At 68.6% G+C, this 25,654-nt stretch carries 26 protein-coding genes and 2 pseudogenes; 16 read left to right on the plus strand and 12 right to left on the minus strand.

The annotated features are described in order from the left end of the window. Positions 1–47: 47 nt before the first annotated feature. Positions 48–830, minus strand: coding sequence for a class I SAM-dependent methyltransferase (locus OH809_RS15955; RefSeq protein ID WP_406421765.1), 783 nt, complete (start codon positions 828–830; stop codon positions 48–50). Positions 831–1,131: 301 nt separating this feature from the next. Further along, positions 1,132–1,935 (minus strand): prepilin peptidase, encoded by an 804-nt coding sequence (locus tag OH809_RS15960; RefSeq protein ID WP_406425164.1) that lies wholly within the window; start codon positions 1,933–1,935, stop codon positions 1,132–1,134. Positions 1,936–2,132: 197 nt separating this feature from the next. Here OH809_RS15960 and OH809_RS15965 point away from each other — a divergent pair, with 197 nt between their 5' ends. The 6 genes from OH809_RS15965 to OH809_RS15990 all read left to right on the plus strand — a co-directional run bounded on the left by OH809_RS15965 (position 2,133) and on the right by OH809_RS15990 (position 8,471). Then, the gene (locus OH809_RS15965) at positions 2,133–2,516 is read left to right on the plus strand and encodes a DUF192 domain-containing protein (protein WP_406421764.1); all 384 of its coding nucleotides are present in this window, start codon (positions 2,133–2,135) and stop codon (positions 2,514–2,516) included. A gap of 209 nt (positions 2,517–2,725) precedes the next feature. After that, positions 2,726–4,759, plus strand: a complete 2,034-nt coding sequence (locus OH809_RS15970; protein WP_406421763.1) for a hypothetical protein — start codon at positions 2,726–2,728, stop codon at positions 4,757–4,759. A 34-nt stretch (positions 4,760–4,793) separates the two neighbouring features. Further along, on the plus strand, positions 4,794–5,378 hold the full coding sequence (locus OH809_RS15975; protein ID WP_406421762.1) for a hypothetical protein: 585 nt from the start codon (positions 4,794–4,796) through the stop codon (positions 5,376–5,378). A gap of 20 nt (positions 5,379–5,398) precedes the next feature. Then, positions 5,399–5,848, plus strand: coding sequence for a DUF3592 domain-containing protein (locus tag OH809_RS15980; protein WP_406421761.1), 450 nt, complete (start codon positions 5,399–5,401; stop codon positions 5,846–5,848). Positions 5,849–6,462: 614 nt separating this feature from the next. Next, positions 6,463–6,876 (plus strand): hypothetical protein, encoded by a 414-nt coding sequence (locus OH809_RS15985; RefSeq protein WP_406421760.1) that lies wholly within the window; start codon positions 6,463–6,465, stop codon positions 6,874–6,876. Next, entirely contained in the window at positions 6,873–8,471 is a 1,599-nt protein-coding gene (locus OH809_RS15990) for an MFS transporter (RefSeq protein WP_406421759.1), read from the plus strand. The genes OH809_RS15985 and OH809_RS15990 overlap by 4 nt, the downstream gene beginning before the upstream one ends. Before the next feature lie 326 nt (positions 8,472–8,797). On the opposite strand, the gene OH809_RS15995 is transcribed toward OH809_RS15990, so the two are convergent. The 3 genes from OH809_RS15995 to OH809_RS16005 all read right to left on the minus strand — a co-directional run bounded on the left by OH809_RS15995 (position 8,798) and on the right by OH809_RS16005 (position 10,852). Further along, entirely contained in the window at positions 8,798–9,391 is a 594-nt protein-coding gene (locus OH809_RS15995; RefSeq protein WP_406421758.1) for a hypothetical protein, read from the minus strand. A gap of 214 nt (positions 9,392–9,605) precedes the next feature. Continuing rightward, on the minus strand, positions 9,606–10,103 hold the full coding sequence (locus OH809_RS16000) for an LLM class flavin-dependent oxidoreductase (RefSeq protein WP_406421757.1): 498 nt from the start codon (positions 10,101–10,103) through the stop codon (positions 9,606–9,608). Positions 10,104–10,486: 383 nt separating this feature from the next. Next, a complete protein-coding gene (locus OH809_RS16005; protein WP_406421756.1) occupies positions 10,487–10,852 on the minus strand; it encodes a hypothetical protein in 366 nt (121 codons plus the stop codon). Between the two features lie 94 nt (positions 10,853–10,946). Here OH809_RS16005 and OH809_RS16010 point away from each other — a divergent pair. From OH809_RS16010 to OH809_RS16020, 3 genes and pseudogenes are all read left to right on the plus strand, one after another. Continuing rightward, positions 10,947–11,186, plus strand: a pseudogene (locus OH809_RS16010) (ISAzo13-like element transposase-related protein); the annotation flags it as partial. A gap of 795 nt (positions 11,187–11,981) precedes the next feature. After that, a complete protein-coding gene (gene ltrA / locus OH809_RS16015) occupies positions 11,982–13,265 on the plus strand; it encodes a group II intron reverse transcriptase/maturase (RefSeq protein WP_406515260.1) in 1,284 nt (427 codons plus the stop codon). An 80-nt stretch (positions 13,266–13,345) separates the two neighbouring features. Continuing rightward, a pseudogene (locus tag OH809_RS16020) lies at positions 13,346–13,814 on the plus strand (ISAzo13 family transposase); the annotation flags it as partial. 88 nt (positions 13,815–13,902) lie between these two features. On the opposite strand, the gene OH809_RS16025 reads toward OH809_RS16020, so the two are convergent. The 3 genes from OH809_RS16025 to OH809_RS16035 form a co-directional block, all read right to left on the minus strand. Beyond that, positions 13,903–15,045, minus strand: a complete 1,143-nt coding sequence (locus OH809_RS16025) for an acyltransferase family protein (RefSeq protein ID WP_406421754.1) — start codon at positions 15,043–15,045, stop codon at positions 13,903–13,905. Positions 15,046–15,372: 327 nt separating this feature from the next. Then, positions 15,373–16,245, minus strand: coding sequence for an LLM class F420-dependent oxidoreductase (locus OH809_RS16030; protein ID WP_406421753.1), 873 nt, complete (start codon positions 16,243–16,245; stop codon positions 15,373–15,375). A 287-nt stretch (positions 16,246–16,532) separates the two neighbouring features. Beyond that, positions 16,533–17,198, minus strand: coding sequence for an ATP-binding protein (locus OH809_RS16035; RefSeq protein WP_406515261.1), 666 nt, complete (start codon positions 17,196–17,198; stop codon positions 16,533–16,535). 308 nt (positions 17,199–17,506) lie between these two features. Between OH809_RS16035 and OH809_RS16040 the strand changes: the two genes are divergently transcribed. The 4 genes from OH809_RS16040 to OH809_RS16055 all read left to right on the plus strand — a co-directional run bounded on the left by OH809_RS16040 (position 17,507) and on the right by OH809_RS16055 (position 19,766). Beyond that, positions 17,507–18,358, plus strand: a complete 852-nt coding sequence (locus OH809_RS16040; RefSeq protein ID WP_406421751.1) for a helix-turn-helix domain-containing protein — start codon at positions 17,507–17,509, stop codon at positions 18,356–18,358. 11 nt (positions 18,359–18,369) lie between these two features. Then, positions 18,370–18,561 (plus strand): hypothetical protein, encoded by a 192-nt coding sequence (locus tag OH809_RS16045; protein ID WP_406421750.1) that lies wholly within the window; start codon positions 18,370–18,372, stop codon positions 18,559–18,561. 194 nt (positions 18,562–18,755) lie between these two features. Then, positions 18,756–19,403, plus strand: a complete 648-nt coding sequence (locus tag OH809_RS16050; protein WP_406421749.1) for a class I SAM-dependent methyltransferase — start codon at positions 18,756–18,758, stop codon at positions 19,401–19,403. A gap of 159 nt (positions 19,404–19,562) precedes the next feature. Next, complete coding sequence (locus tag OH809_RS16055; protein ID WP_406515262.1) at positions 19,563–19,766, plus strand: hypothetical protein; 204 nt, start codon at positions 19,563–19,565, stop codon at positions 19,764–19,766. Here the strand turns inward: OH809_RS16055 and OH809_RS16060 are convergent. From OH809_RS16060 to OH809_RS16070, 3 genes are read right to left on the minus strand one after another with little or no spacing between them, the layout of a single operon-like run. Beyond that, positions 19,747–20,538, minus strand: coding sequence for an ABC transporter permease (locus OH809_RS16060; RefSeq protein ID WP_406421747.1), 792 nt, complete (start codon positions 20,536–20,538; stop codon positions 19,747–19,749). The two genes, OH809_RS16055 and OH809_RS16060, sit on opposite strands and share 20 nt — an antisense overlap. Next, a complete protein-coding gene (locus OH809_RS16065; RefSeq protein WP_406515263.1) occupies positions 20,535–21,524 on the minus strand; it encodes an ATP-binding cassette domain-containing protein in 990 nt (329 codons plus the stop codon). Before OH809_RS16065 ends, OH809_RS16060 begins: the two co-directional genes overlap by 4 nt. A gap of 13 nt (positions 21,525–21,537) precedes the next feature. Then, positions 21,538–22,209 carry a DUF4097 family beta strand repeat-containing protein gene (locus OH809_RS16070; RefSeq protein WP_406515264.1) on the minus strand — a complete coding sequence of 224 codons (672 nt, stop codon included), beginning with the start codon at positions 22,207–22,209 and terminating at the stop codon, positions 21,538–21,540. 223 nt (positions 22,210–22,432) lie between these two features. Here OH809_RS16070 and OH809_RS16075 point away from each other — a divergent pair, with 223 nt between their 5' ends. The 3 genes from OH809_RS16075 to OH809_RS16085 all read left to right on the plus strand — a co-directional run bounded on the left by OH809_RS16075 (position 22,433) and on the right by OH809_RS16085 (position 25,158). Further along, positions 22,433–23,188, plus strand: a complete 756-nt coding sequence (locus tag OH809_RS16075) for a helix-turn-helix domain-containing protein (RefSeq protein ID WP_406421744.1) — start codon at positions 22,433–22,435, stop codon at positions 23,186–23,188. Positions 23,189–23,392: 204 nt separating this feature from the next. Further along, the gene (locus tag OH809_RS16080) at positions 23,393–24,331 is read left to right on the plus strand and encodes a RimK family alpha-L-glutamate ligase (RefSeq protein ID WP_406421743.1); all 939 of its coding nucleotides are present in this window, start codon (positions 23,393–23,395) and stop codon (positions 24,329–24,331) included. Then, the gene (locus tag OH809_RS16085) at positions 24,328–25,158 is read left to right on the plus strand and encodes a RimK family alpha-L-glutamate ligase (protein WP_406421742.1); all 831 of its coding nucleotides are present in this window, start codon (positions 24,328–24,330) and stop codon (positions 25,156–25,158) included. Before OH809_RS16080 ends, OH809_RS16085 begins: the two co-directional genes overlap by 4 nt. Here the strand turns inward: OH809_RS16085 and OH809_RS16090 are convergent. Then, on the minus strand, positions 25,130–25,630 hold the full coding sequence (locus OH809_RS16090) for an ATP-binding protein (RefSeq protein ID WP_406421741.1): 501 nt from the start codon (positions 25,628–25,630) through the stop codon (positions 25,130–25,132). The two genes, OH809_RS16085 and OH809_RS16090, sit on opposite strands and share 29 nt — an antisense overlap. Positions 25,631–25,654 lie beyond the last annotated feature (24 nt).

Below are 25,654 nucleotides of genomic sequence, written 5' to 3' on the forward strand. Positions count from 1 at the left end.
TCGCCGTCCGGAATCTCGTCGAGGAGGGTGTGGGCGGCGCTGACCGCCTATCGCGGCTTGCGAGCCTCGATCAGGAAGCGGGTGGTGTGCGCGACAAACGGCCCCTCGGTCTCGATGAGGTGGTGCAGGGCGGCCAGCTGTGGCCGGTACTGCTCAACCGTGAAGCCGGGCACCATCCAGATCACCTTCCGCAGGAAGTGGACGACGGCGCCGATGTCGAAGAACTCGGTACGCAGCGTCTCCAGCCGCAGATCGACGACCTCCAGCCCGGCCGCCTCGGCCTCGGCACCGGCCTGTTGCGGGTCGCGGGCGCCGCGCACCTCGGGCGGCTGCGGGCCGAGGAAGTACTCGACGAGCTCGAAGACGCTCGCCGGACCGACCTGCTGCGAGAAGTACGTGCCGCCGGGTCGCAGGACGCGTGCGATCTCCGTCCACCAGGTGGTCACCGGGTGACGGCTGGTCACCAGGTCGAAGGCGGCGTCCCCGAACGGCAGCGGCGGCTCGTCCGCATCGGCGACCACGACGACGCCGAGCGGGTGCAGGCGGGCGGTGGCGCGGGCGATGTTCGGCGGCCAGGACTCGGTGGCGACGGTGAGCGGAGGCAACTTCGGGGCGGAGGCGAGGACCTCGCCGCCGCCGGTCTGGATGTCGAGGGCGGCGTGGGCCCGGCCCAGCCGCTCCCCCATGGCGCGCGCGTAGCCCCAGGAGGGGCGTTGTTCGGTGGCTCGGCCGTCGAGCCAGGAGAAGTCCCAGCCGTCGACGGAGACGGCATCGGCCTCGGCCACGAGTGCGTCGAAGCGTGCGCGTTCCTCCTCGGGTGTTCCAGGCATACGAGGATGATGGCACCGGTGCGCCCGCGGACGCGACCGGATTCCGGGTGCCCCGTTCCCGGCGGTCCGTGAGCGGTACTACGGGTTTGAGCGGTACTACGGGTTACGGCCTCCCGCCACGACAGGGAGTGGATCGGCGAGCGGCGTCATGCGGCTTCGGCGGCAAGGCGGAGGACGGAGTCGACGCGAAGGGGGCCCCTCCCATGCCTTTGAGGCTATGGAGGAGTCGGTGACCGACGACAACGCCGCAAGCAAAGTCGCAGGGCACCGCGAGCCCCACTCCCTGTCGCGGGGGAGGCCGTCAGGCGGCGAGACCGCCCAACAGGAGCCCGAGCAGGGCGCCCCCGATCATGAACGGCCCGAACGGGATGCCCGTCTTGCGCCCGGCCCGTCGCAGGATCATCAGCCCGAACCCGTACACCGAACCGAACACGAACCCGGCGAAGCCTCCCGCGCAGACGATCGCCCACCCGTACCAGCCGAGGGCCACGCCCAGCGACAGGGCGAGCTTGACGTCGCCGAAGCCCATCCCGTTCGGGTTGATCAGGAAGAGCAGGAGGTAGAAGCCGCCGAGCGCGAGGCCGCCGAGCAGTGCGGAGGTCCACGATCCGGCATGCTCCGGAAGCAGCGCCGCACCGCCCAGGAGCAGCGCGGCCGCGCCGGCGAGCGGCAGCGTCAGCTGGTCGGGCAGCCGGTGGACGCGGCGGTCGATGGTGGCGAGAAGCACGGCGACGGGGGCGAGCAGCAGCCAGACGACGAGCTCGGGGCGGAGTCCGGTGGCCGCGGCCAGGGCGGTGCAGCCGAGGGCGGTCACAACGGGGGCGAGGAGGGAGGGGGCGTAACGCTCAGCCGCTCTCCCGGCCTCACCGCTGCCTGCATCCGGCACGGAAGCGGCAACCGCCGCCGCCCGCGGAGCCGTCCGTACCCCGGCGCACGCAGCGCACCGGGGAGAACCGAGCCAGCCGCGGGCCACCCCGCTGAAGGGGTGGCCGGCGGGGCAGGTGTCCCGCCATGCGTCGTCCGGTTCGACCGAGAACCGATAGGCGGCGCGAGGGACCAGCAGTCCGGTCGCGGCGCCCCAGAGCGCGGCGACCCCCAGCAACATGGCGAACACGGAACCGACCCTAGGCCCGTGGACGCGCACGGGTCATGGGTCCAGGGGCCTACTGCGTATCGTTCCGGGCCCAGCGACGGTCACCGGGCTTACGGCCTCCCCCGCGATGGGGAGTGGATCAGCGGGCGGCGTCGCAGGGCGTCCGGAGCCCACTCCCTGTCGCGGGGGAGACCGTTAAGGTCGTGGCCATGGGGCAATGGCGCAACGGAAAAGGGACGTTGACGGTCACGGACCGGCAGGGCAAACCGGAGCAGGAGGTGCCGCTGCGGATCGCCGCCTCGTACCGGGCACGGTCCAAGGGGCTGCTCGGTCAGGACGGGATCGACGGGGCGCTGATGATCACCCCGTGCGGGAGTGTGCACACGTTCCGGATGCGGTTCGCGATCGATGTGGCGTACCTGGACCGGAAGTTCAACGTCGTGGCGGTCCACACGATGAAGCCGGGGCGGCTCGGGATGGTGCGGCTGCGGTCGCGGCATGTGATCGAGTCGGAGGCCGGGGCGATGGAGAAGTGGGGTCTGCGGCCCGGAGTGCGGGTGCGGATCGTCCAGACGGAGGAGAGCCGGGGCTGAGAGGCTGTCGGGCCGCCTTCGCTTACGGGACACCTCGTTCACGCCGTCCAGGTCGGGCAGCCGCCGGGGCCGGGCACGCCCTTCGTTGGGCCCGGGTTTGGGGCCAAGGGCCCAGGCCAGCATGCCAGTTCGCCCGTACGCTCACGCCACACCCGAGGTTCAGTCAGCGGGGCACGAGCAGGGCGAGTGAGCGTCGGAGAGGGAGAGCAGTGAGCGGTGGCGGGGGCTGGGGACACGGAAGCGCGGGCCGCATACCGCCGGGGCAGGGCCCCGGCCGGCCGGGCGGTGGTAGCGGCCCCGGCTGGAACGGCGGAGCCCGGAGCAGCGGCGGTGCGTTCCTTCCGCTGACGCGCAGTTGGGCCGTCGGCGCCCTCGTCTACATCGTCGCCGGCTTCCTGGTGAGCCGCGGGCTGGTGGAGACCCTCGCCACCGGTGAGCGGCTCGACGAGTTCACCTGGCGGCTGGGCCTTCTGCATGTGCCCAGCGTCATCACCTCTCTGCTCACCGTCCTGGCCGCCGCCCGCGTGCTGCCCGAGGAGCAGCGGGAGTCCCGCCCGGTGTATCTGGCCGCCGCCCTGGGTGTGCCGGTCGCCGGACTCGCGTACGGCCTCTTCGTTTCGTGGCATCTCGTCGGCATCGAGGGCGTGTTGATGCCCCTCGTGGTGCTGGTCACCGGTTCGGCCGCCGGGCTGGCCGTCGACCGGCTGCTGGAGGAGGACGACAGCACGGAGTCCGTCACCCCGAACTCGTACTCATGGCGGGACAGCGGTGCCACCGCCATGGAGTACCTCGGGGTGATCGTCCTCGTCGTCACGATGATCGGCGCGATGGCGATGGCCGGTGTCGGCGGTCAGATCGGCGAGCGGATCCGGTGTGCGATCAGTTCGCTCGGTGGCGGCGGTGGCGGGTGCACCACCGGTGGCAACAACCCGGTCGCGAAGCCGAAGACGGATGCCGACTACGAGCCCAAGCTCTGCCAGATCTCCAACGTCTCCGACACGGTCGGCGGCAAGGTCAAGATCGGCTGGTTCGAGTGGGGCAACGAGTACGGCTTCCAGCAGAAGGTCAGCCAGGTCAACACGGATGTGAACGAGGACGGCAAGGTCGACGAGAACGACAAGCTGGTCTACATGACGTTCACGGACGCCGCGTCCGTCGGCGCCACCGCCAGCACCCCCGGCTTCAAGCTCGGCAAGCTGGGCAAGGCGGATGTCGACGTCGGCGGCGGCGTCAAGATCACCAACGGTGACACCTGGGTCTTCAAGAGCGAGGAGGACGCCAAGAAGATGCGGGACGACATCGAGGAAATGAAGATGTGGGAGACCTCCACGAAGTACAGCGGCGCCTACGGCGGTAACTGGTACTCGGGGATGAAGTGGGCGGACAAGAAGGAGGACGTCGAGAAGCAGATCGGCAACAAGAAGATCTCCTACTCGACGATCGGCCTCAATGTGTACGCGGACGGCGGCCTGGGCATCAGCGCGGGCGACGAGTCCCAGCTCGGCGCGAAGCTCGGCGGCAAGGCCAAGTTCTCCCCGGACGTGACCATCTCGAAGGACGACGTCAACGGCAACGAGTCGTACACGTACACCGCCAAGCTCGAACTGGAGGGCAAGGTCAGCGGTTCGGCCGGCCCGCTCACCGGTACGGCCGGCGCGAAGGACACCCGTACCGGGGCCATCACCGTCACCCGTGACCAGAAGACCGGCAAGATCGTCCGTATCGACATGACGAAGACGGTCGAGACGGGCTCCACGTCCGGCAAGGGCGAGGCCAAGGGCGACAACGGCAAGAAGGACGGCGACAAGCGCGGCGGCAAGGCGGGCGCCACCGACTCGTCCGGCGACACGGGCATCGAGGTCCAGACGAACTCGATCGTCTTCGGCAAGGACACCGACAAGGCGACCGAGGACAAGCGGGCCATCGCCGAGCAGTGGCTGGACGGCAGCGGCAACAACACCGCTCCGTTCGAGTACATGTTCGGCGACAAGTCGTTGCGGCAGAAGCCCGACGGAACCGACCCGTTCGACCAGATGATGTTCCAGGACGGTCTGTCGAGCACGATGCAGTACCACGGCGAGACGGACGCCCAGGAGTTCGGCTTCGAGGTCTCGCTCGGCATGAGCCTCGGATTCTCCCTCTCGGACGACCACAAGAAGGAGACACTGACGGACGCGCAGTTCCTCGGAGCTCCGCAGGGCGACAAGCGCACGTTCCTCCCGTACAGCTACTGCGCGAAGTGAGCCCCGTACGCAGCACCCCGCACGACGAAAGGCGATGACGGCAGTGAGGAAGTCCCGGACGTCCGGCGCGGTTGTTGCCGCCGCCCTCGGTCTCACCCTGCTCACCGGCTGCGGCTCCTCGGACGCCGCCGCCGTCCCGGACGGCTGGGGCACGCTCGACACCAGGAGCGTGTCCGTCGGCTACCCCGAGGACAAGGGCTACAAGGAGCAGTCCGCCGCCGACCGCAACAAGAACAACGCGGCCGTCGCGCTCAAGGAGGAGGGCGGGCTGCGCACCGGCATGGTCTCGGTCCAGCTCGACTTCGCGACCGGCATCGACGACGCGAGCGAGGCCGCCTCCGCGGCGGGCGCGGGCATCGGCCTCGGTGCCACCCGCAAGGGCACCACCGACGTGCGGCTCGCGGGCGAGGAGAGCGCCCGCGAGGCGCGTCGGATCGACTACGAGTTCACCTCGTCCGGCAAGGAGCAGACGCCGGAGAGCGGCACCCGGATGACGGGGGTCGTGGTGGCGGGGGTCGATTCGAAGGACGTACCGTTCGCCATCCGGATCAATGCGGTGAAGGGCTCGCTGAGCACTCAGGACCTCGACGCGTTCGTGGAGTCGATCACCGTGAAGTAGCGGGTGGAGGACTGGCGTTCATGGATGTACTGCCCGGCGGGACCGCCACTTTCCTGCTGTTGTTCGGCCTGTTCCTCGGTGCGTTCGCCGTACGGTCGGCGCTGCGGGTGAGCCGCGTACTGAGCCTCGTGCGGCACGGGGAGCGGGCCGAGGGGCGGTGCGCGGAGCGCCGGGTCGTGGACCGGGGGGCGGACCGGGAGCGGAGCTATGCGACGGAGTACGTGTTCGCGTTCCGCACGCTCGACGGCCGCGAGGTCGAGTTCGTCGACCATGCGCCGGGCCCCTTCGGTTTCGAGGTCGGGGCGCCGGTCCGGGTGTCGTACGATCCGGCGGACCCGGAGAAGCGCGCCACGGTCGCCGGGCCGCGGGCCTGGGGTCCGGTGCTGATGCCCGCGGTGTTCGCGGTGGTCCTGGGGGTGTTCGCGGTGGGGCTGCTGGTCGGGTTCGCGGCGATGCGGGGCTGGGTCTGACATCAGCTGCGGTTGCGGCTGCCGGACCCTGCTGATTCACGGGCCACCCGGGTGCCCGCTCCCGGGTACTGCGTGCGCCGCCCGTCGCACCGGCACCGGCACGCTCCGCGGACGCGGCCGTGCCTGGCGGTGCGACGGGGCAAAGCTTGCCGTGAGGGGCACTGGATGTACTGACCCGTGAGGTTGGGGACGCGGCTGGCGGGTGGTTGGCCCTTGAGCGCCGGTCGTCCTGCCCTGGGGGTGCTCTTCGGCTTCGCGGCCGGTGGGGCCAGCGGCCAGGCTGCACGGTCTGCGGGCGCGCAACTGATGTCATGTCCTCGCCATTATTCAGCATATGGACAGTCTCACCCAATCTCCGCCCACTCCCAACTAGGAGCTGTTACCATTTACCTATGGCTGTCAGAAATCGCGGGTTAGCGCTGATCGGTCTGACGATCAGCGTCCCTCGTCATTGGATTCGATACGACGATCCTGCACGTCGCCCTCCCCACCCTGGCCGCCTCCACGGGTGAGCCGCAGTGAATCGTCGACTCCTACGCCGTCGCCTTCGCCGCCGCGATGCTCCCGCGGGCTTCGGTACAGGAAGCCATGAACAGCGAGGGCGGCGGCACCGCATGAGTACGCCTGGCCGACGGCACGTTCGTGGCCGCCACATCCTCGCGGTCGCTACCCGGATCCAGGCCCGTACCGAGGGCCTGGACGGCCTGAAGCTGCCGATGGAGGAGCTGCCCGACACCATGGGGCGCCGCTTCGCCTCCGGCATGGCCGGCACCACCGAGGTGCCGGGCGTGTGGGTGGCCGGCAACGCCACCGAGCTGACCGCCCAGGTCGGCGCCTCCGCCGCTGCCGACGCCCTGGCCGCCACCCACGTCAACGCCCTGCCGTCACCGATGACACCGACGCGGCCCTCGCCGCAACACAGGGCGCCACCACCTCCTGACGTCCGGGGCCCGCACCCACCTCCCATCCACTCGGCGACCGGTCCCCCGGCGCTGATTCTGCATGCCCTTTTCGAGAGGAATCCATGAGTACGAACCCTGAACAGGTGGCACCCGCTGACGGGAGCGGCGGGGGCGCGCTGGATGCGCGTCAGCTGCGCGCGATCCTGACCACCGTCTCGATCGCGCTGATGGCCGTCATGGCGTCAGTGTCCGGGCTGAACGTCGCCCAGACGCACATGGCCGTCGACTTCGACGCCTCGCAGAACACGGTCCTGTGGATCATCAACATCTACACCCTCGCCCTGGCCGCGCTGCTGCTGCCGCTCGGCGCGATCGGCGACCGCGTGGGCCGCAAGCCCATGCTGATCGCCGGGCTGGCCCTCTTCGGCGTCGCGAACGTTGTGGCGGCCCTGGCCCCGACCGCCGAGGTGATGCTCGCCGCGCGCGTGGCCAGCGGTATCGGCGCAGCGACGATCATGCCCATCACCCTGGCCGTCATCACCTCCACCTTCCCCGAGGAGCAGCGCGGAAAGGCGATCGGCGTGTGGACCGGCGTCGCCGGAGGCGGCGGCGTCCTGGGCATGTTCCTCTCCGCCTTTCTCGTGGACGTCGCCGACTGGCGCTGGCTGTTCGCCCTGCCCGTGGCCCTGGTCGTCGTGTCCCTGGCCATGACGCTGAAGTCGATTCCCAACTCCCGCGAGCGCTCCCCCCACGCCTTCGACACCGTCGGCGCACTGATGTCCATCGTCGCCGTGGCCGCCCTCATCTTCGTCCTGCAGGAGGGACCGGAGCGAGGCTGGACCGCAGCCGCGACTCTGATCAGCCTCGCCGTCGGCCTCATCGCCACGGCCGCTTTCGTGTCCTGGGAGCTGCGCCGCGGGGACGCCTCGCTGCTGGACGTACGCCTGTTCCGTGAGCGCGGCCTGGCCGGCGGCTCGATCACGCTGGTAGTGGTCTTCGGCGTCCAGGGGGGTACCTCCGTAGTCCTCTTCCCGTTCCTCCAGGCCGTGGTCGGCTGGTCGGGACTGCTGTCCGCGGCGGCGCTGATGCCCCTGGCCATCGCCATGATGATGGCCTCCGGCCTGGCCCCCAGGCTGGCCGCACAGATCGGCCCCCGCGCGACCATGAGCGCGGGAATCGCGCTGATCGGCGTCAGCCTGGCGCTCATGGCCCTGTTCGTCTCCGTCGACGGCGGCTACCTGTCGATCCTGCCCGGCATCATCGTCATGGGCATCGGCTTGGCCCTGTCCATGGTGCCCTCCACCGAGGCCATCACCCGCTCCCTGCCGAGCGAGAAACAAGGCGTCGCCTCCGCCCTCAACGACGTCACCCGAGAATTCGGCACCGCGCTCGGCGTCGCCATGCTCGGCGCACTCCTGACGGCCGGCTACCGCAACGCCATCGACGACAGGCTGCACGGCATCCCCCAGGGGACTGCGGACACCGCACGGGAAGGGATCGCCAACGCCGTCGAGGCCTCGGGCAGCGCAGGCTCACACGCGCAGGACCTGGTCCACGCCGCAAGGCAGTCCTACGTCGAGGGATGGCAGCAGTCCATGTGGGCAGGCGTCGCCGTCATGGGCGTGCTGCTCGTCTACATCGCCCTCCGCGGTCCGAAGAATGCCACCCCCGCGGCTGCGTCGGACGAGGCAGAGGATATCGAGACCGTCGCCGCCCGATGACCGCATAAGAACTGGATGAACGGCACGCAGACTGTGCCAGGGCAGAAGCAGGACGCAGCCCTTGTTGGTTGCGCGATCTCGGCCCGGGCCCCCTCCACCAGGAGCTTCGCCGTTCCGCCGGAATGACCTGAGCTGTGCGGCAGCCGGCCCCCGTCAACGGGGACCGGCTGCCGCACAGTCGGGGGCAACGTGGAGCGCCGCCCCAGCTCCGGCGCACCGTCCGAGGCCGAGACGAGCCCCACCACGCACGAGTCGGGCGCGCGGTGCGCCGATCCTCCCGCGGTGATGGAGACGGTCACCTTCACCGTCTCCAGCCGTCCCGCGCCCTACCAGCTGGGGACCTCGCTCCCGAACAGCATCCACGGCGACTGCACGAAGGGCGTCACACCGGACAACTGCGGCTGCATGTCGGCGATCTCATGCCGCACGGCAAGCGTGTCGGGCCAACTGTCGAAGAAGGTCGTGCCGTTGACGATGACCGCCCGCCAGTCGGTCGCCGCCGAAGCACCCTCCCGGTCGACCACGAAACCGATGCAGAGCAGGGACGCCCTGCTGATCGCCTCCCTGATCGCGCGTACGGCCAGTTCCTGCTCGTCCCGGGACAGCCGGTACAGCCCGAATTCGAGGGAGACGATGCCGTCCCGTGTGCGGCGGATGCGCACACGGATCTCCGCGCCGCGCTTCACCCAGAGCAGGAACCCGATCTCGTCGAGCCGCTGCAGGCCCGCCAGGAGTGCGAGCTGCTCCCTGGTCACCCACGACTGGGTCATCGCCGGCTCGGATCCCGGGGTCACGAGGGTGATGCGTCGGGTGGTGGGGTGGGCGGTCCGCAGTCCGGCCGCATCGAGATCACCGAGCAGTGACTCGGCATCGGGGCGGCTCCAGCCAAGGTGGTACGAGTAGAAGAATCCGTCACTCATCGACGCTTCACCTCATCGGTGTGGGGGCACCTCGCCAGTACGAATGAAACGTGAAGTTCTCCGTGCGCGCGGGCATGCCGGATTGCCGCTTCGGGGCAGCGTCGTCACATGCCTCACGGTTGGTCGTGTACGAGCGTAATGAGCGCGCCGGAACGGGGCTTGGGCCCACGGACCCACCACCGGCCCCAAAGAAGGTACGAGGATCTGGAGGCCGTCAGCCGATCGTGGCGAGCCTGGGCACGATGCGTGCGGCGAGCTGCTCGGTGAAGCTGACCGGGTGCCGGTCCGGCAGCACCTGGACCGCGCTGATGCCGAGCTCCGCGTACGCCTCGACGTCGGCGAGGAACGCATCGGTCTCGTCCAGGACCGGCCTGCTGAACATCAGGGTCTTCTCGATGGCGTCGTAGTCGCGCCCCACCGCCGCGCAGTGCTCCCGCAACACATCGAGCTTGTGCGCCACCTCGTCGACGTCGGTGGCGAACAGGTTGCACGCGTCCGCGTACCGCGCGACCAGCCGCAGCGTCTTCTTCTCGCCCCCGCCGCCGATCATGATCGGCGGCCGCTCCCCGATCGGCTCCGGCACACAGAGCGTCTCGGCCAGCTTGTAGTGCCGCCCCTCGTACGGGCCGTCGTCCTCGCTCCACATCTGCAGACAGATCTGGAGCGTCTCCTCGAGCCGCTCGAACCGCTCCGCCACCGGGACGACCGGCACCCCGAGCCCGCGCTGCTCCCGCTCGTACCAGGAGGCGCCGAGAAGTAGTGGTCCATCACCGTGAACGACGCGACCCCGCCCTGGTGGGCGATCCGCGCCGACTCGGCGAGCGTGGGCGCGATGAGCGCGGGGTCGGCGGGCTGCGAGTAGTTCCAGTAGTGCACCCCGAGCTTCACGTCCACTCCTCCACGCCGGACACCTTCGGCAACCCTGTGCAGTATCTCGTTACGTTACGTGCGTCCGGGCAGATAGGCATGGCCGGTACACCCGGCCGGGTGCCCGGGCTCTGAGCTCGGTGAATTGGTGGGCGAGGGCGACCGGCTCGGTGCATCCGGCCGGACGACACCCCGTCCACGGGAACGTGACAGTGTGCCGGAGCAGTGTCACGTTCGTTCATCCCCCTGGTTGGCGCGCAACAGATGTTGGAGATCGAACACCAGCGCCAGCGCGTAGCTGCCGACAGCCGCCAGGTTGTGATAGATCCGCGTCGCCAGAATCTCCTGCCTCTCCAGATCTCGGTCGTCATCACGAACGGTGATCACGGATTCATAGTCCGGGAAAGGGATCCCGAAGTCTTCGTCGTACTCGTGTGCCAAGTTGACGTCGACTGCGGCGCTCCCGACCAACGCGCTGTAGTCAACACCCGCCGATCCCGGTGCGAGAGCCGTTCCGCAGGCGACGAAAATATCTGCGATCACTTCACCCGGCGGGCGAACCGAATGGACAAAGACATAGTGATGTGCGCTCACGATTCCCTTCTTCGGCGGCGTGGAAGTCCAACGGCCGCTCACTTCCCTCACAATCGGAGCCGGACGAGAGTGCCCCTCTGCATTCAGGACACACTGGAACAAAATAGAGCACCGACTGTTCTCCCAGATCAGCATCAACTGGCGCGGCAGGCCTCTGACCAGCCACGAAGTCGTGGTCAACACCATCGGCGCGACCCGCACCCGCACCGGACTGACCGTCCACGCCGAACTCGACCCCGGCGCCTACCCCACCGGCATCACCGTCCCCGACGCCGTCATGGAGCGCCTGCCCCTCACACCGCACGAGTGGCACGGCACCTGGAACTACACCCTGGTGCGCCACGAGGCGCCACTTGATACCGGGTAGGGGTGAAAGACCCCTACCGCCGGCCTGTCGCAGCAGGCTGGTGAAGCTGAGGGCAGCCGATGCGTGGAGATGCACGCGGAGGTGAGAGCAGCCCTGACAACGACGGGACGCGTCGGCACTTCCAGACGACGCGGGTCCGGCAAGCAAGACGAGACGCCGTACGAGAGGAACCAGTGTCTGACGCCCCGTAAGAGTTCCTCCGGCTCCAATCTGGAGGATATGGGCCGGGTGCAGCGCACGCCACCTCCGGGTGGCGACTCCGAAGCCGAATTTAGGGTGTCGGTGGGGAGGCCACGTTGAAAGCCTGCGGCGTAGGCGTGGCGATGCTGTCGGGGTAGAGCTGGGCGGCTCGCTCGTCGACCGGTTGGTGGTGAACGTGGGAAGCGTTCTGATGTCGCCCTTCCCGTCTGGCAGCCAGTCAGGCGGAGGGCAAGGCCCGTCGTCGGCTGACGACGTCAGAACGTGGCGGAGGCCCCGTAGTAGTCCGAGCGCGTTAATGGCGCGCACATGGCGAAGGGGGCCAGCAGATCAGCAGTCGAGGAACTGGAATACCGGGAGGTCATCGGTGAATACCGACGAACTGGAGCACGCCACGTATGAGGCGGAGCGCCGGGTACTGGAGATCCAGGCCAAGCTGCACCGTTGGGCCCGTGATGATCCTCATCGCAGGTTCGATGACCTCTTCAACCTCTGTGCCGACCCCGCGTTCTTGCTTGTCGCGTGGGATCGGGTGCGGGGTAACAAGGGTGCCAAGACCGCCGGGTGGACGGCCGCACGGCGGCGTCCATCGCGGCGAGGACGGGCGTTGAGGAGTTCCTCGACGCACTACGAGGCTCGATCAAGGACCGTAGTTTCCGTCCGCTGCCGGTGCGGGAGCGGATGATCCCCAAGACGGGCAGCAAGTTGCGTCGCCTGGGGATCGCGACGATCACCGACCGGGTGGTGCAGGCGTCCTTGAAGCTGGTGCTGGAGCCGATTTTCGAGGCGGAATTCCTCCCGTGCTCCTACGGGTTCCGTCCGAACCGCCGGGCTCACGACGCGGTGGCCGAGGTCCGCCACTTCACGTCCCACGGGTATGAGTGGATCGTGGAGGGTGACATCAAAGCCTGCTTCGACGAGATTTCGCATCCGGCCCTGCTGGACCGGGTGCGGCTTCGGATCGGGGACAAACGCGTTCTTGACCTGGTGAAGGCGTTCCTCAAGGCGGGCATCCTCGGTGAGGATCGCGTGCTGCGGGAAACCAGCGCCGGAACCCCACAGGGTTCGATCTTGTCGCCGTTGCTCAGCAACGTGGCCCTCTCCGTCCTGGACGAGTACGTCGCCCAGGGTCCGGGAGGACCCGGAAGCAGCAAGCTCGGGCGGGAACAGCGTCGCCGTCAAGGTCTTCCCAACTACCGTTTGTCGCGGTACGCGGACGACTGGTGTCTGATGGTCCACGGCACCGAAGGCGACGCCGAAGCCCTGCGCGATGAGATCGCTGGGGTCTTGTCCACGATGGGCCTGCGCCTGTCCCCGGAGAAGACCCTGATCACCCGCATCGATGAGGGACTGGACTTCCTCGGGTGGCACATCCAGCGCCACCGCAAACGAGGAACCAGCCGGTACTACGTCTACACCTACCCCGCACGCAAAGCCCTCGCGGCTGTGATGGCCAAGGTCAAGACGGCGTGCCGGAGGATGGCCACGAACCAGCCACTTGACACCCTGCTCATCCATCTCAACCGGATGCTGCCGGGCTGGTGCGCCTACTTCCAACCCGGCGTGTCCAGCGCGACATTCCAATACCTGAGCTCGTACACATGGAGCCAGGTCATGAAATGGCTGCGCCGCAAACACCGCCGGATCACCTGGAAGGACCTCCGCCGCCGCTACTGCGGGGGTTGGTTGGTGGCCGGTTGGGGAGGAACGGACGCTGTTCGATCCCGGAAAGGTGCGCACCACGCGCTACCGCTACCGGGGCGCGACCATCCCTTCCCCCTGGCCGACCACGGCATGAGGACGATCATCGACAGCAAGGCGGGACTTGTGGAGCGCCTGGTGCCATGAGAGTGGCACGCCGGGTGCGGGAAGCGGCCCGAAGAAACGGCTCGATCGAAAGACGAGACCGCGCTTCGGGCCGACTTCACCGTCCCGAACCACTCGCCCCACCGCCGCCCCCGCCCAGTACCGAGTTCGGACGTTTTCCCTCCGGTGACAAGCTCCCCGCCTGGCTGCGGCACCCCAGCCTCACCGGACTGGAAGCTCCTGCTTTCGACGCCCTCGTCGCCCGCTACCGCGGCCACGTGGCCGAGAACCCTCCCGTTCTGCTTCCCGGGAAACGCCCGAACGGCGGCCCCGGCGCCGGCACCAGGCGACTCTCCGCCGCAGACCACCTCGTCGTCTTCCTCCTTGCGAAACGCTGGTCCATGGCCCAGACCCCCACTCGCCGAGGCAACCGGCCTGTCCAAGAACAGGATCGGCGCGACCCTCCGGGACACCACCCCTGTCCTCGCCGCACTCGGCTACACCGTCTCCCCAGCCCCCCTCACCCTGACCTCCACAGCACAGCTCGAAGCACTCGTCGGCCGCACCCCACCACCCTCCCCCGACCAGTAAACCGAGGAGTTATTAATCGGCAGCCCCCTGCCGGCTACGCCGGAATTCGATCTCCGAGCTGAATTGCGCCGGTCGACTCACATGGCGTTCAACGCCCGGGCGCCGGACCCAATCGGGAGAAGGCCCGCGACAGACCCTCCTTGAGGAACCTCGCCAGGGGTCGCTCCACAAAACGGTGGATCAACCAGCTCAGCACTAGGGCACCGACGATCAGCCCGGTGACCAGCAGACGGGCGTCCACCCTGTGGTGCAGATAGTGAATCGCAGTGACTCCGACCGCGTAGTGCACCAGGTAGAACGGGTAGGTCAAGGAGCCCGCCGTGGTCAGCCACTTCCAGCGGATTCGGTCTGTCAGACCGAGCGAGATGCACGCCATGACGAGCAGGAACACTGTGTAGAGGACCAGCGAGCCTGTCCAGGTCGACACACGCTCGATTCGCACCCTGTTGAGCAGCTCATGCTGCGACATCACCCACGACAGCCCGAGAATCCCCCACAGCAGCAGGTCCTGGCCGAAACGATGCATCAGATACAGGGCGAGGCCGGCAATGAAGAACCACGCCGAGGCGGGATCAGCGAGTGTGACAACCAGCGGGATCCCGGACTTCGCCGCGAACGCGGAGACCGCACCCCACGCGCAACAGAAGACGACCACCTTGCGGTAGGTCAGACCGGTGGCCACCACAATCAGGAAGATCAGATAAAAGCGCAGCTCGGACCATAACGTCCAGTACACGCCGTCCACATGGGGCACTCCCACGCCCTGCTGAAGCATCGAGAGGTTGAGGATCACCTGAGTGGGCTTCAGAGCCTGGAAGACGGCAGGCGCGGCCGACAGAACCACCGTGGTAAAGACCACCGCAAACCAGTATGACGGATAGAGGCGTATCACCCGCGAGACGAAGAACTCCCTGGGTCGACGCCCCCAGGAGGACATACAGATGACGAATCCACTGATGACAAAGAAGAACTCGACACCGATCCAGCCATAGGCGGCAATCGGGGTCAGATTCGGGAAAATCTCTCCCGCCGGCCGGCCCCAGATCGTGTTGCCCGGATCGCTGACACGAGCCGTGCCAATGTAGTGGTGCGCGGCCACCAGCAGGGCGGCCACAAGACGCAGCCCATCTATCACATAGAGCCGGGTCGCGCGCCTCGACGCCTCTAACGCCACGGGCTGCGCCGCCGCCTTCAGTCCGCGGCCGACCTCGGCTATCGCGGGCTGCGGCATACGCCGCACGCCCCCACCCCCCTCTACCCGCTGCATGTCATGTCCCCCGTCCGGTCCCGTACGTTAGTTGTCGCCCCACTCAACGGGGTCTTGACGAACCGAATGTGTCCAGCAGGAGAACGTAGGGTCCGGCAAGTTCTGTCGGCGCGAGAAACATTGTGGTCGGGTGCAAGCCGCGGGCAGAGCGACGTGACAACGCGAGTGGGCACGTCGAAGAAGCTCACAAAGAAAGGCAAAATATGAAGAGCCGAACCTTCTGCTGAACATGAATGCGTATTTTCGGTCTGTTGCTCGGCAATTTGGCCCTGCGAACGGAACATGCCACTCTTACTGGCCGATCGTGGCGAGCCTGGGCACGATGCGCGCGGCGAGCTGCTCGGTGAAGCTGACCGGGTGCCGGTCCGGCAGCACCTGGACCGCGCTGATGCCGAGCTCCGCGTACGCCTCGACGTCGGCGAGGAACGCATCGGTCTCGTCCAGGACCGGCCTGCTGAACATCAGGGTCTTCTCGATGGCGTCGTAGTCGCGCCCCACCGCCGCGCAGTGCTCCCGCAACACATCGAGCTTGTGCGCCACCTCGTCGACGTCGGTGGCGAACAGGTTGCACGCGTCCGCGTACCGCGCGACCAGCCGCAGCGTCTTCTTCTCGCCCCCGCCGCCGATCATGATCGGCGGCCGCTCCCCGATCGGCTCCGGCACACAGAGCGTCTCGGCCAGCTTGTAGTGCCGCCCCTCGTACGGGCCGTCGTCCTCGCTCCACATCTGCAGACAGATCTGGAGCGTCTCCTCGAGCCGCTCGAACCGTTCCGCCACCGGGACGACCGGCACCCCGAGCCCGCGCTGCTCCCGCTCGTACCAGGAGGCGCCGAGCCCGAGCACCGCCCGGCCGCCGGAGAGCACGTCGAGACTGGTGACGATCTTCGCGAGCAGGCCGGGGTGGCGGTACATCACGCCCGTGACCATCAGCCCGAGCGTCATCCGTTGGGTCAGCGCGGCCACGTACCCGAGGGTCGTGTACCCCTCCAGCATCGGTTCGTCTGCCGCGCTCTGCGGGGTCTCCATCTGGAAGTAGTGGTCCATCACGGTGAACGACGCGACCCCGCCCTGGTCGGCGATCCGCGCCGACTCGGCGAGCGTGGGCGCGATGAGCGCGGGGTCGGCGGGTTGCGAGTAGTTCCAGTAGTGCAGGCCGAGCTTCACGTCCACTCCTCCACGCCGGAACACCTTCGGTAACCCTGTGCAGTCCCTCGATACGTTACGCACGTCCGGGCGGTCGGGCACGGCCTGTGCGCCCGGCCGGGTGCCGGGACCGGGTGATCGCCGACGGCGACCTTGCCGAACCGGGTGCAGTCCGCCCGCTGTCCGGCCGTGAGAACCAGGGGCAGCGGGCGGCAGCCATCCACCCGGCCGGCCTTCCGGATTCGGTCTCCCCCGGGGGCGGTGAGCCCGCCGCCAGGTTCCGCGGCGGCAGGAGCGCTTCCTGCGACCTACAGACGCAGGCGGCACGACCCCCACCCGTTCGGGGGCCACGACGGTGCGAATGGGTCCCTCCGTGTGCGTGGACTTCGGGGTTGCGCAGGGTGTCGACGCCGCACAGGGGGCCACGGACTTCCTTCCGTGGCCCCTCGCAGAGCAAGCGCCCCCGCCACTCGCGCCTGCCAGCGCGGCAACGCCACCCAGGACTTGGTGCCCGCGTGCGGCGGCATCGCGTCGCAGACACCCCACTCCCCGCCCCAGTCGTCCACGACCGCAGCCAGCAGCCACAGCGCTCGCCGGCGCCGTGCCTCGCAGAGCGTGACGGCGTCCGGGTCGCAGTGGCGCGGATGCTGGTCCCAGACGACGATCCGGAGCGCGTTGTCGCGGTGCCGCGCGGAGACATACAGCTCTTGGCCCGGGGTCATGGTGGAGGTGACGCCAACCAGTTCGCTCACCACGAGCGCGGCCGGCCAGATGTACGGCGTGAGCCCGTACGCGTGCAGCGAGGCCGTGACCGCGTTGCGTCCGATCGCCACGCTCCGCGGATCGCCGGGAAGAGTGAGACTGAGCGCGAGCCCACGCTCGGAAGGGCGCCTCGGGTACGCGGTCGGGTACGGGTCGGGTGCGGGCTCCTCGGTGGCTACCGGGCAGAGCGCGGCGCGCGGAGATTGCGGCATGACTGACTCCCCTTGTGCGGGTGGCGAGTTGGCTGTCTCTCTATCGCGTCGATGCGCACAGGTGGCTCGTGCGCTGCTGAATGAGCAGTGGCTTGTCTCCCTGGCGCGGGCCGCCCCTCCCAGGGCAGGAGGTTGCGGGCAGGACCGCGCGATGCACTTCCGACTCATCGCAACGTGAGCAGTGCGTTACTCACCGTAGGTGATTAAGGGTCATATTGGCCACCCGATCCTGTAAATTTGAATCCTTACGTGGCTCAAGGCGCCCTTTGCACGGCAGACTTCGCCGGGAAAGCCACGGAAGGATTGACATGGCATCGCGAACGTCCCCGACCGAACGTCAGCAGCGTCTGGGGAGCGAACTCCGGAAGATGCGCGTCACAGCCGACGTCTCTGCCGAGACCGCGGCCAGGCTTCTCGGTGTCGACCGTTCCAGGCTCTCCAACATCGAGCAGGGACTCCGCGCCATCAGCGAGGACCGGCTGCGCACGCTCGCCGACGTCTGCGGCTGCACGGACCAGACGTACGTCGACGCCTTGGTCGACATGGCCCGCCCTGCGCGCCGCGGATGGTGGGAACGCTACCGGCCCACCCTCCCCAGCGGACTCCTGGACATCGCCGAGTTGGAAGCCCACGCCCTGCGCATGCGAACGGCGCACTCCGTCCATATTCCGGGGATCCTCCAGACCACCGACCACGCCCTCGCCGTTTTCCGTGTCGTCGTCCCCGCACTGCCGGAGCACGAGGTCGCCCTACGCCTGGCCCACCGCGTGGAACGCCAGCAGGTCCTGGACGGCATGTCGGCACCGGAGTACGTCGGCATCATTCACGAGGCTGCCCTCCGCATGCAGTTCGGCGGACGGAAGGTAGCTCGGGCCCAGCTCGAACACCTCCTCGCCGTGTCGGAACGCCGCCACATCACCCTGCGCGTAACCCCGTTCGAGGCGGGCTCCTTTCCCGGTGCGGGGCAGACCGTGAACTACTCCGAAGGCCCTGTGCCCCAGCTGGACACGGTGCAGGTGGACAGCACCCATGGGCCCGAATTCCTTTACGGGGAAGCACAACTGGCCAAGTACCGTTCACATCTCGACTGGATGGAACGGATTGCGCTGCCGCCCGAGCAGTCACGGGATTTCATCCAGGACATCGCACGTCACCTCTGAGGGGAGTCTCCGTGCACGGCATCACATGGGAAGAACCGTTCTGTGGTGAGGGGGCCAGCTGCTACCGGCTCGGAACCGATGAACAGGGCAACAGCTACATCACCATCGCGGGCGCGGAGGGGCACTTCCTCACCGACAGCCGCGAGGCACTCCAGCAGATGATCCGCGACATCAAGGCCGGCGCCGCCGACCACCTGCTGTAAATAACGCCGCAGGGCCCGGTACCGCGAGCTGATCGCGGTACCGGGCTGCAGGATCTCAGTCGGCTGGGCTCGCGGCGCAGCATGGGGCAGCGGAAACAGGCCTCTCTGAAATAGCGATAGCCCTGGCGAACGGGCGGGAGGGAAGATCGTGATCTTCTCGGCTCGCCTCAGCGCCAGGAACTACTGTCGCGAGCATGGTCGAACACGATGCCCTCAGTGCCACCCGCGAGGCCTACGATGCTGCTGCCCTCACCTATGCGCAGCTGTTCCGCGACACGCTGCGTGACAGACCCCTGGACCGCGCGATCTTGAGTGCCTTCGCCGAGGTCGTAAGTGCGAGTGGGGACGGTCAGGTCGCGGATCTGGGGTGTGGACCTGGCCATATCACCGCGTATCTTGACGAGTTGGGGCTGGCGACGTTTGGTGTTGATGCCTCTCCCGCGATGGTCAAGTTGGCTCGACAGGCCTATCCGGGCCTGCGGTTCGACGTGGGCTCGATGGCCGCGTTGAACATCGCTGACGGCGTGCTGGGCGGCGCACTCTCACGTTGGTCCATCATCCACACTCCCCCGCAAGAACTCCCCGCCATCTTGGCGGAGTTCCACCGTGTGCTGGCACCTGGCGGTCACCTTCTGATCGGCTTTTCGGCAAGCGATGATCCGTCTCACCCGACGCAGGTATTCGATCACGCAGTCGCGCTTGCCTATCGGTGGTCGCCTGATCACCTCGCGGCGATGCTGCGCAAGTCCGGGTTGGCCGAGGTAGCCCGGATGGTTCGCGAGCCTCAGCCCACCGACCGACGGCAGTTCCAGGAGATTCAACTGCTCGCCCGCAAAGCCTAGGCAGGGGCTGCCTGGCCGAACGTATGACCGCACCCCATCTGCCGGACGGGGAGCCGTCTGCCGGCCCGGCCGGACGCCCCTTCCGGCCCGTTCTCGTCGTACGGCACCGCCCTGCACGGGCTCGCCGTGGCGGGCCTTGCCGGCGGCGACCCTTCCGCGGTGCGGTTGCTCGCGCCGGCCGAACGGCGCGGGGTGCTAAGGGAGTTCCAGCCGACGATGTCGGCGGAGCGGGCCCGGCGGATGGCCGAGAACGCCGAGGGGGCGGCGTACACCGACGCGGTGTCGGAGTACGCCGCCCTGGGGCGGGACGAGGTGCGGGAGGCGGCCCGCGCTGCCATGCCGGTTACTTCGGATCGCGGTTGAACTTCGATGTCGACCAGAAGTAGCCGAGCACCGCGAGACCCAGGCACCACACGATGGCGAGCCACCCGTTGTGGCCGATCTCGGTGCCGAGCAGCAGGCCCCGCAGGGTTTCGATGGCGGGCGTGAACGGCTGGTACTCGGCGATCGGCTGGAACCAGCCGGGCATGGAGTCGACCGGGGTGAAGGCGCTGGAGAGGAGCGGCAGCAGGATCAGCGGCATCGCGTTGTTGCTGGCGGCCTCGGCGTTCGGGCTGATCAGGCCCATGCCGACCGCGATCCAGGTGAGCGCGAGGGCGAAGAGAACGAGCAGTCCGAATGCCGCCAGCCACTCCAGGGCCGTGGCGTCCGTGGACCGGAAGCCGATGGCCACGGCGACGGCGCCCACGAGGACCACGCTCGTGATCGACTGCAGCACGCTGCCGACGACGTGCCCGACGAGCACCGAAGGGCGGTGGATCGCCATCGTGCGGAAGCGGGCGATGATGCCCTCGGCCATGTCGTTGGAGACGGACACCGCGGTTCCGATCACGGTGCTGCCGATGGTCATCAGCAGCAGGCCCGGGACGAGGTACGCGATGTATGCGGAGCGGTCCGGACCACCGCCGCTGATGCCCGAGCTCATCGTGTCGCCGAAGATGTAGACGAAGAGCAGCAGCAGCATGATCGGGGTGAGCAGCAGGTTCAGGGTGAGGGACGGATAGCGCCGTGCGTGCAGGAGGTTGCGGCGCAGCATCGTGGACGAGTCGCGTACGGCGAGGGAGAGGGAGCTCATCGGACATCCTCCTTGGGCTGGGTGGGCTGGGTGGGCAGGCTGGACGGGCCGGGCTGCGGGGCGGTGCTGGTCAGAGCGAAGAACACGTCGTCGAGGTCGGGGGTGTGCACGGTCAGCTCGTCCGCCTCGATGCCGGCCGAGTCCAGCAGGCCGAGGACGGAGCGCAGCTCGCGCTGGCTGCCGTCGCTGGGGATCCGCAGCGCCAGTGCCTCGTCGTCCCGCGAGGCCTCGCGCAGGGCGAGGGCGGCGTTCTGGTACGCAGCCGGGTCGGTGAACCGCAGCCGCACGTGTCCGCCGGGGATGAGCCGCTTCAGCTCCTCGGCGGTGCCCTCGGCGGCGATCTTCCCGTCGTTGAGCACGGCGATACGGTCGGCGAGCTCATCCGCCTCGTCCAGGTACTGGGTGGTGAGGAAGACGGTGACGCCGCCCGTGACCAGCTCGCGGATGATCTGCCACATGTTGTGCCGGGAGCGCGGGTCGAGGCCGGTGGTCGGCTCGTCGAGGAAGATGATCCGCGGGCTGCCGACCAGCGTCATCGCGAGGTCCAGGCGGCGCTTCATGCCGCCGGAGTAGGTGGAGGCGGGCTTCTTCGCCGCCTCGACCAGGTCGAAGCGCTCCAGCAGCTCGGCGGCGGTGCGCCGCCCCTCGCCGCGGGACAGGTGGTGCAGGTCCGCCATGAGGAGCATGTTCTCCTCGCCGGTGATCAGGCCGTCGACGGCGGAGAACTGGCCGGTGACACCGATCGCGGCGCGCACCGCCTGGGGGTCGGCGGCCAGGTTGTGGCCGCCGATGTGGATGTCGCCGGTGCCCGGGTCGGCGGAGATGAGCGAGGAGAGGATCTTCACGGCGGTGGTCTTGCCGGCACCGTTCGGTCCGAGCAGGGAGAAGACCGTTCCCTCGGGGACGGCCAGGTCGACGCCGTCGAGCACGATCTTGTCGCCGTAGGACTTGCGCAGCCCGTTCGCCACGATGGCCAGGTTGGTCATGATGGGTGCTCCTTCAGAGGCTGCGGGCGGCGATGTCGCCGTAGGCGGTGGTCGCGTGGATGTTCAGGCCGGCGGCGGCGCCTTCGGTGTTCTTGAGCGCGTTGTGGATCCGGCCGTGGGTGGTGCCGGCGTCCAGGGAGGCGGAGACTCCGTGGGCGGCGCCGACCGAGATCTCGCCGGCCTCGGTGCGCAGTTCGACCGCGCCGCTGACGGCCTCGGCGATCCGGATGTCGCCCTTTTGAGTGCTGATCTCCGCGGGGCCGGCCAGGCGGCCGACCGAGACGTCGCCGGCGAGGAGGGTGAGTTGGGCACTCGCGGCCTCGTCGAGCTTGACCGAGCCCTGCGCGCCCTCGAAGGCGACGTCGCCGAGCCGTCCGACGCCCCGGAACTCGGCGCTGGCCGCCTTCGCCTCGATGCGAGAGCCGGCGGGCAGCTGGATGGTCACCTCGATGGATCCGGAGCTGCCGAGGATCCGGTTCTTCGCCGGTGAGGCCCCGATCCGCAGGACGCCGTCCCCGTATTCGACCGTGGTCCGCTCCGCCGCCTTCACATCGCGGCTGTTCGAGGCGTCCGCGGGCAGGACCTCGACCGCGGTGTCAGCCCGGTCGGCGGCGATGAACCGGACGCGCCCCGCGGGGATGTCGAGGACGGCGGAGATCGGGGCGGGGGTGTCGAACTTCTGCATGGTGCTCTCCTGTCGGCTCGTTGTTTCTGACACCGGAAACGCTACGTTGCATTCACGATTCCATCAATACGATCGTTGCGAACGATTGCCATCAATGCAGGTGAGAGCAAGTAATCGTTGCAATGGTCTTGGATTTAATGCAATGAAGGCCAGCTGTTCATTGCAATGGATTGAGAGTGAACGCTATGCTGGAGGCGTCAAGGAAGCACGAAGGGAGATCGCGATGCCGGGAGGCAGGCTCACTCAGCAGGAACGCCAGCAGATCGCGCTGGGGCTGGCCGACGGCCTCGCCTACGCGGAGATCGCCAGACGTCTCGACCGCCCCACCTCGACGATCACGCGTGAGGTGATGCGGAACGGCGGCCCCACCGCCTACCGCTCCGACCTGGCCCACCGCGCCACCGAACGCCGCGCCCACCGGCGCAGACAGGCCGCACCCCGGGGACCGGAGGCGCCCGCGCAGGCCCACGGAGCCGACGCCGAGGCCCTACGCGAGTATGAGGAGACGTGGACCACCCTCCTCATGCAACAGGGCCTGCCCAAGATGATGTCCCGGGTGCTGACCTGCCTCTACACCACCGACGCGGGCAGCCTCACCGCGTCCGAACTCGTCCAGCGTCTCCAGGTCAGCCCGGCGTCCATCTCCAAAGCGATCACGTCCCTCGAAAGCCAGGGCCTCATCCGCCGGGAACGCGACGATCGCCGCCGCGAGCGCTACGTCGTCGACGACGACGTTTGGTACCAGGGGATGATCGCCAGCGCCCGATCCACCGCCCAGCTCGCCGAGACCGCACGGCAGGGCGTCGGCATCCTCGGCCCCGACACCCCGGCCGCCAACCGCCTCGAGAACATCGCCCGCTTCGTCGACTTCGTCGCCGAGAGCATGACCCGCGCCGCGGAGCAGGCCCGCGAGGTCCTCTACACGAAACCCGAAACGGCCTCGGGCGGCACGGCCACGCCACCTTCAGACCGCGCATAGGCAGCCGTCTTGACGGCCACAGCCAGTGGTGCCCGCGCCGGATCCGTCAACCCGAGCCGAGCTGCCGGCTGGGTACGGCAACTGCGCCTGCTGGGGCGGATTCAAGAGCCCGGCGTCCCTGGCCGCAGAACGGTTCATGACATCCTGTGACGTCACAGGATGCCGAACGGTAAGGGCGGGCGTCCGGGGTTGCGGGGAAGATCGATGAAGCTCTGCTTTCTGGTGGAGGAGCAATACCGCCACGACGGCATGCCGGTTGAGGTGATCCGTCAACTGACCTCCTGGGGGCACCAGGTGGACGTGCTGCGGCCGGGCAGTTCCCTGCTGCGCATGACCGAGGCGGTGCAGGCGAGCACCCATGACGCGTGGGTCCTCAAGACGGTCTCCGGCGGCCCGGGGCTCACCTTGCTCGAAGCCGCGGCCTCCGCCGGGATGACGACGGTCAACGACGCCCGGTCGATACGAGGTGTACGGGACAAGGCGCTGGCAGCAGCTATCGGTCGCAGCCGCGGGCTTCCTCTGCCGCCGACCTACGCGGCGGCGCGGCCTGAACTGCTGGCCGAGATTCCGGCGTCGGAGTACCCACTGGTGGTCAAGCCCGCCGACGGCAGCTCGGGGCGGGCCGTGCACCTGGTGTCGTCGCCGGACCGGCTCGCCACGGTGATCCCCGAACTGGCGGGAGAGGGAATGCTCATCGCCCAGCCGTATGTGACCAACTCGGGCATCGACGTCAAGGTGTACAGCGTCGGCGGCGAACTGTACGCGACCGAACGCCGCTCCCCGCTCCACCCGGACCACTTGGTGCGGGAACGCCGCGTGCCGCTGTCGGCCGAGGTGGCCGCGATAGCTGCCCAGGTCGGGGTGGTCTACGGCCTCGATCTGTACGGTGTGGACGTAGTGCTGGGGCCGGATGGACCTGTGGTCGTCGATGTGAACGACTTCCCCAGCTTCCGTCAGGTCCCTGACGCGGCGGCGCGGGTGGCACGAGCCGTGCTCGGGCTGGCCCGCACAGGCCCGGCGTCCGGCGCGGCCGAGCCGGCCTCCGCCCGGCCGCCGGAACAGCACGACGCGGCCGGCGGGACGCCGTTGACACTCCGCCCGCACCCCGTACAGGTTCCCGTGGCGGCGGGCAAGAACGTATGAGAGTCGTCCTGATCACGCCCGATCCCGGTCATCCGCTGCTGGTCGATACCGCCGCCCTGCTCACCCCCGAGCATCAAGTGGAGACGCTGGACCCGAGAACGGTGGCAGAAGTCCCCGAGCCGCTCGCCGGCGTCTACCTGCTGAAGTCGCGTACGCCACGTGCCCTGGCTCTCGCCCGCGCCCTGGAGCAGCGCGGCGCCTGCGTGGTGAACTCGGCTGCGGCGACCGCGCTGTGCCAGGACCGCACAGCGATGGCGGAACATGCCCGGCGGGCCGGCCTCCCGTTCGCGGCCACCCGCACCTTCACCACACTCGCTCAACTGGCGTCCGGCCCACCACTCCCCGGCCCAGTGGTGGTCAAGAGCCGCCACAGCCGAAGGCACGACCTGGTGGCCCGCCTCGACAGCGACACACAGCTGCGAGAGCTCGCCGCCACGTACCCACAGGAGCCGGTCGTGGTCCAGGAGTTCGCACCGAACAGCGGCTGGGACCACAAACTGTGGGCGATCGGCGACCAGCTCTTCGCCGCCCTGCGCCGTTCCGAACTCTCGCCCGAGGGGCGGGGCCCCACACTGCCGCTCGCCCCCGATGACCTGCCGCCCGGCTGGCCCGCCCTGGTGCGCCGGGTCGGCGAGGTCTTCGCACTGGACGTCTACGGCGTGGACATCATCGACACGGGCGACGGCACCACCCTGATCGTGGACATAAACGCCTTCCCCGGAATCCGGGGTCAGTCCGGCGCCCCCGAGGCCCTGGCGGCACTGGCCCTGTCAGAACGGGTCTGTCAGAACGGGCCTGTCAGCGCGGCAGCACCACCCAGGACTTGATGCCTGCGTGCGGTGGCAGCGCGTCGCTGACGCCCCACTCCCCGCCCCAGTCGTCCACGGCCGCCGCCAGCAGCCACAGCGCCCGTCTGCGCCGCGCCTCGCAGAGCATGAAGGCGCCAGGGTCGGAGTGGTGCGGGTGCTGATCCCAGACGACGACCCGGAGCGCGTTGTCCCGGTGCCGGGCGGATACGTACAGCTCCCGGCCCGGGGTCATGGCCGAGGTGACACCGACCAGTTCGCCCAGAACGAGCGCGGCCGGCCAGATGTAGGCAGTGAGCCCGTAGGCCCGCAGCGAGGCGGTGACCGCGTTGCGTCCGATCGCCGCGCTCCGCGGATCACCGGGAAGAGTGAGACTGAGCGCGAGCCCACGCTCGGAGCGGCGCTTCGGATACGGGGGCGAGTGCGGGTACGGGGCGGGCGAAGGTTCCTCGATCGCTACCGGGCAGAGCGCGGCGCGCGGAGATTGCGGCATGACTGACTCCCCTTGTACGGGTGG

It is taken from the genome of Streptomyces sp. NBC_00873, from assembly GCF_045207415.1.
GTDB lineage: Bacteria > Actinomycetota > Actinomycetes > Streptomycetales > Streptomycetaceae > Streptomyces.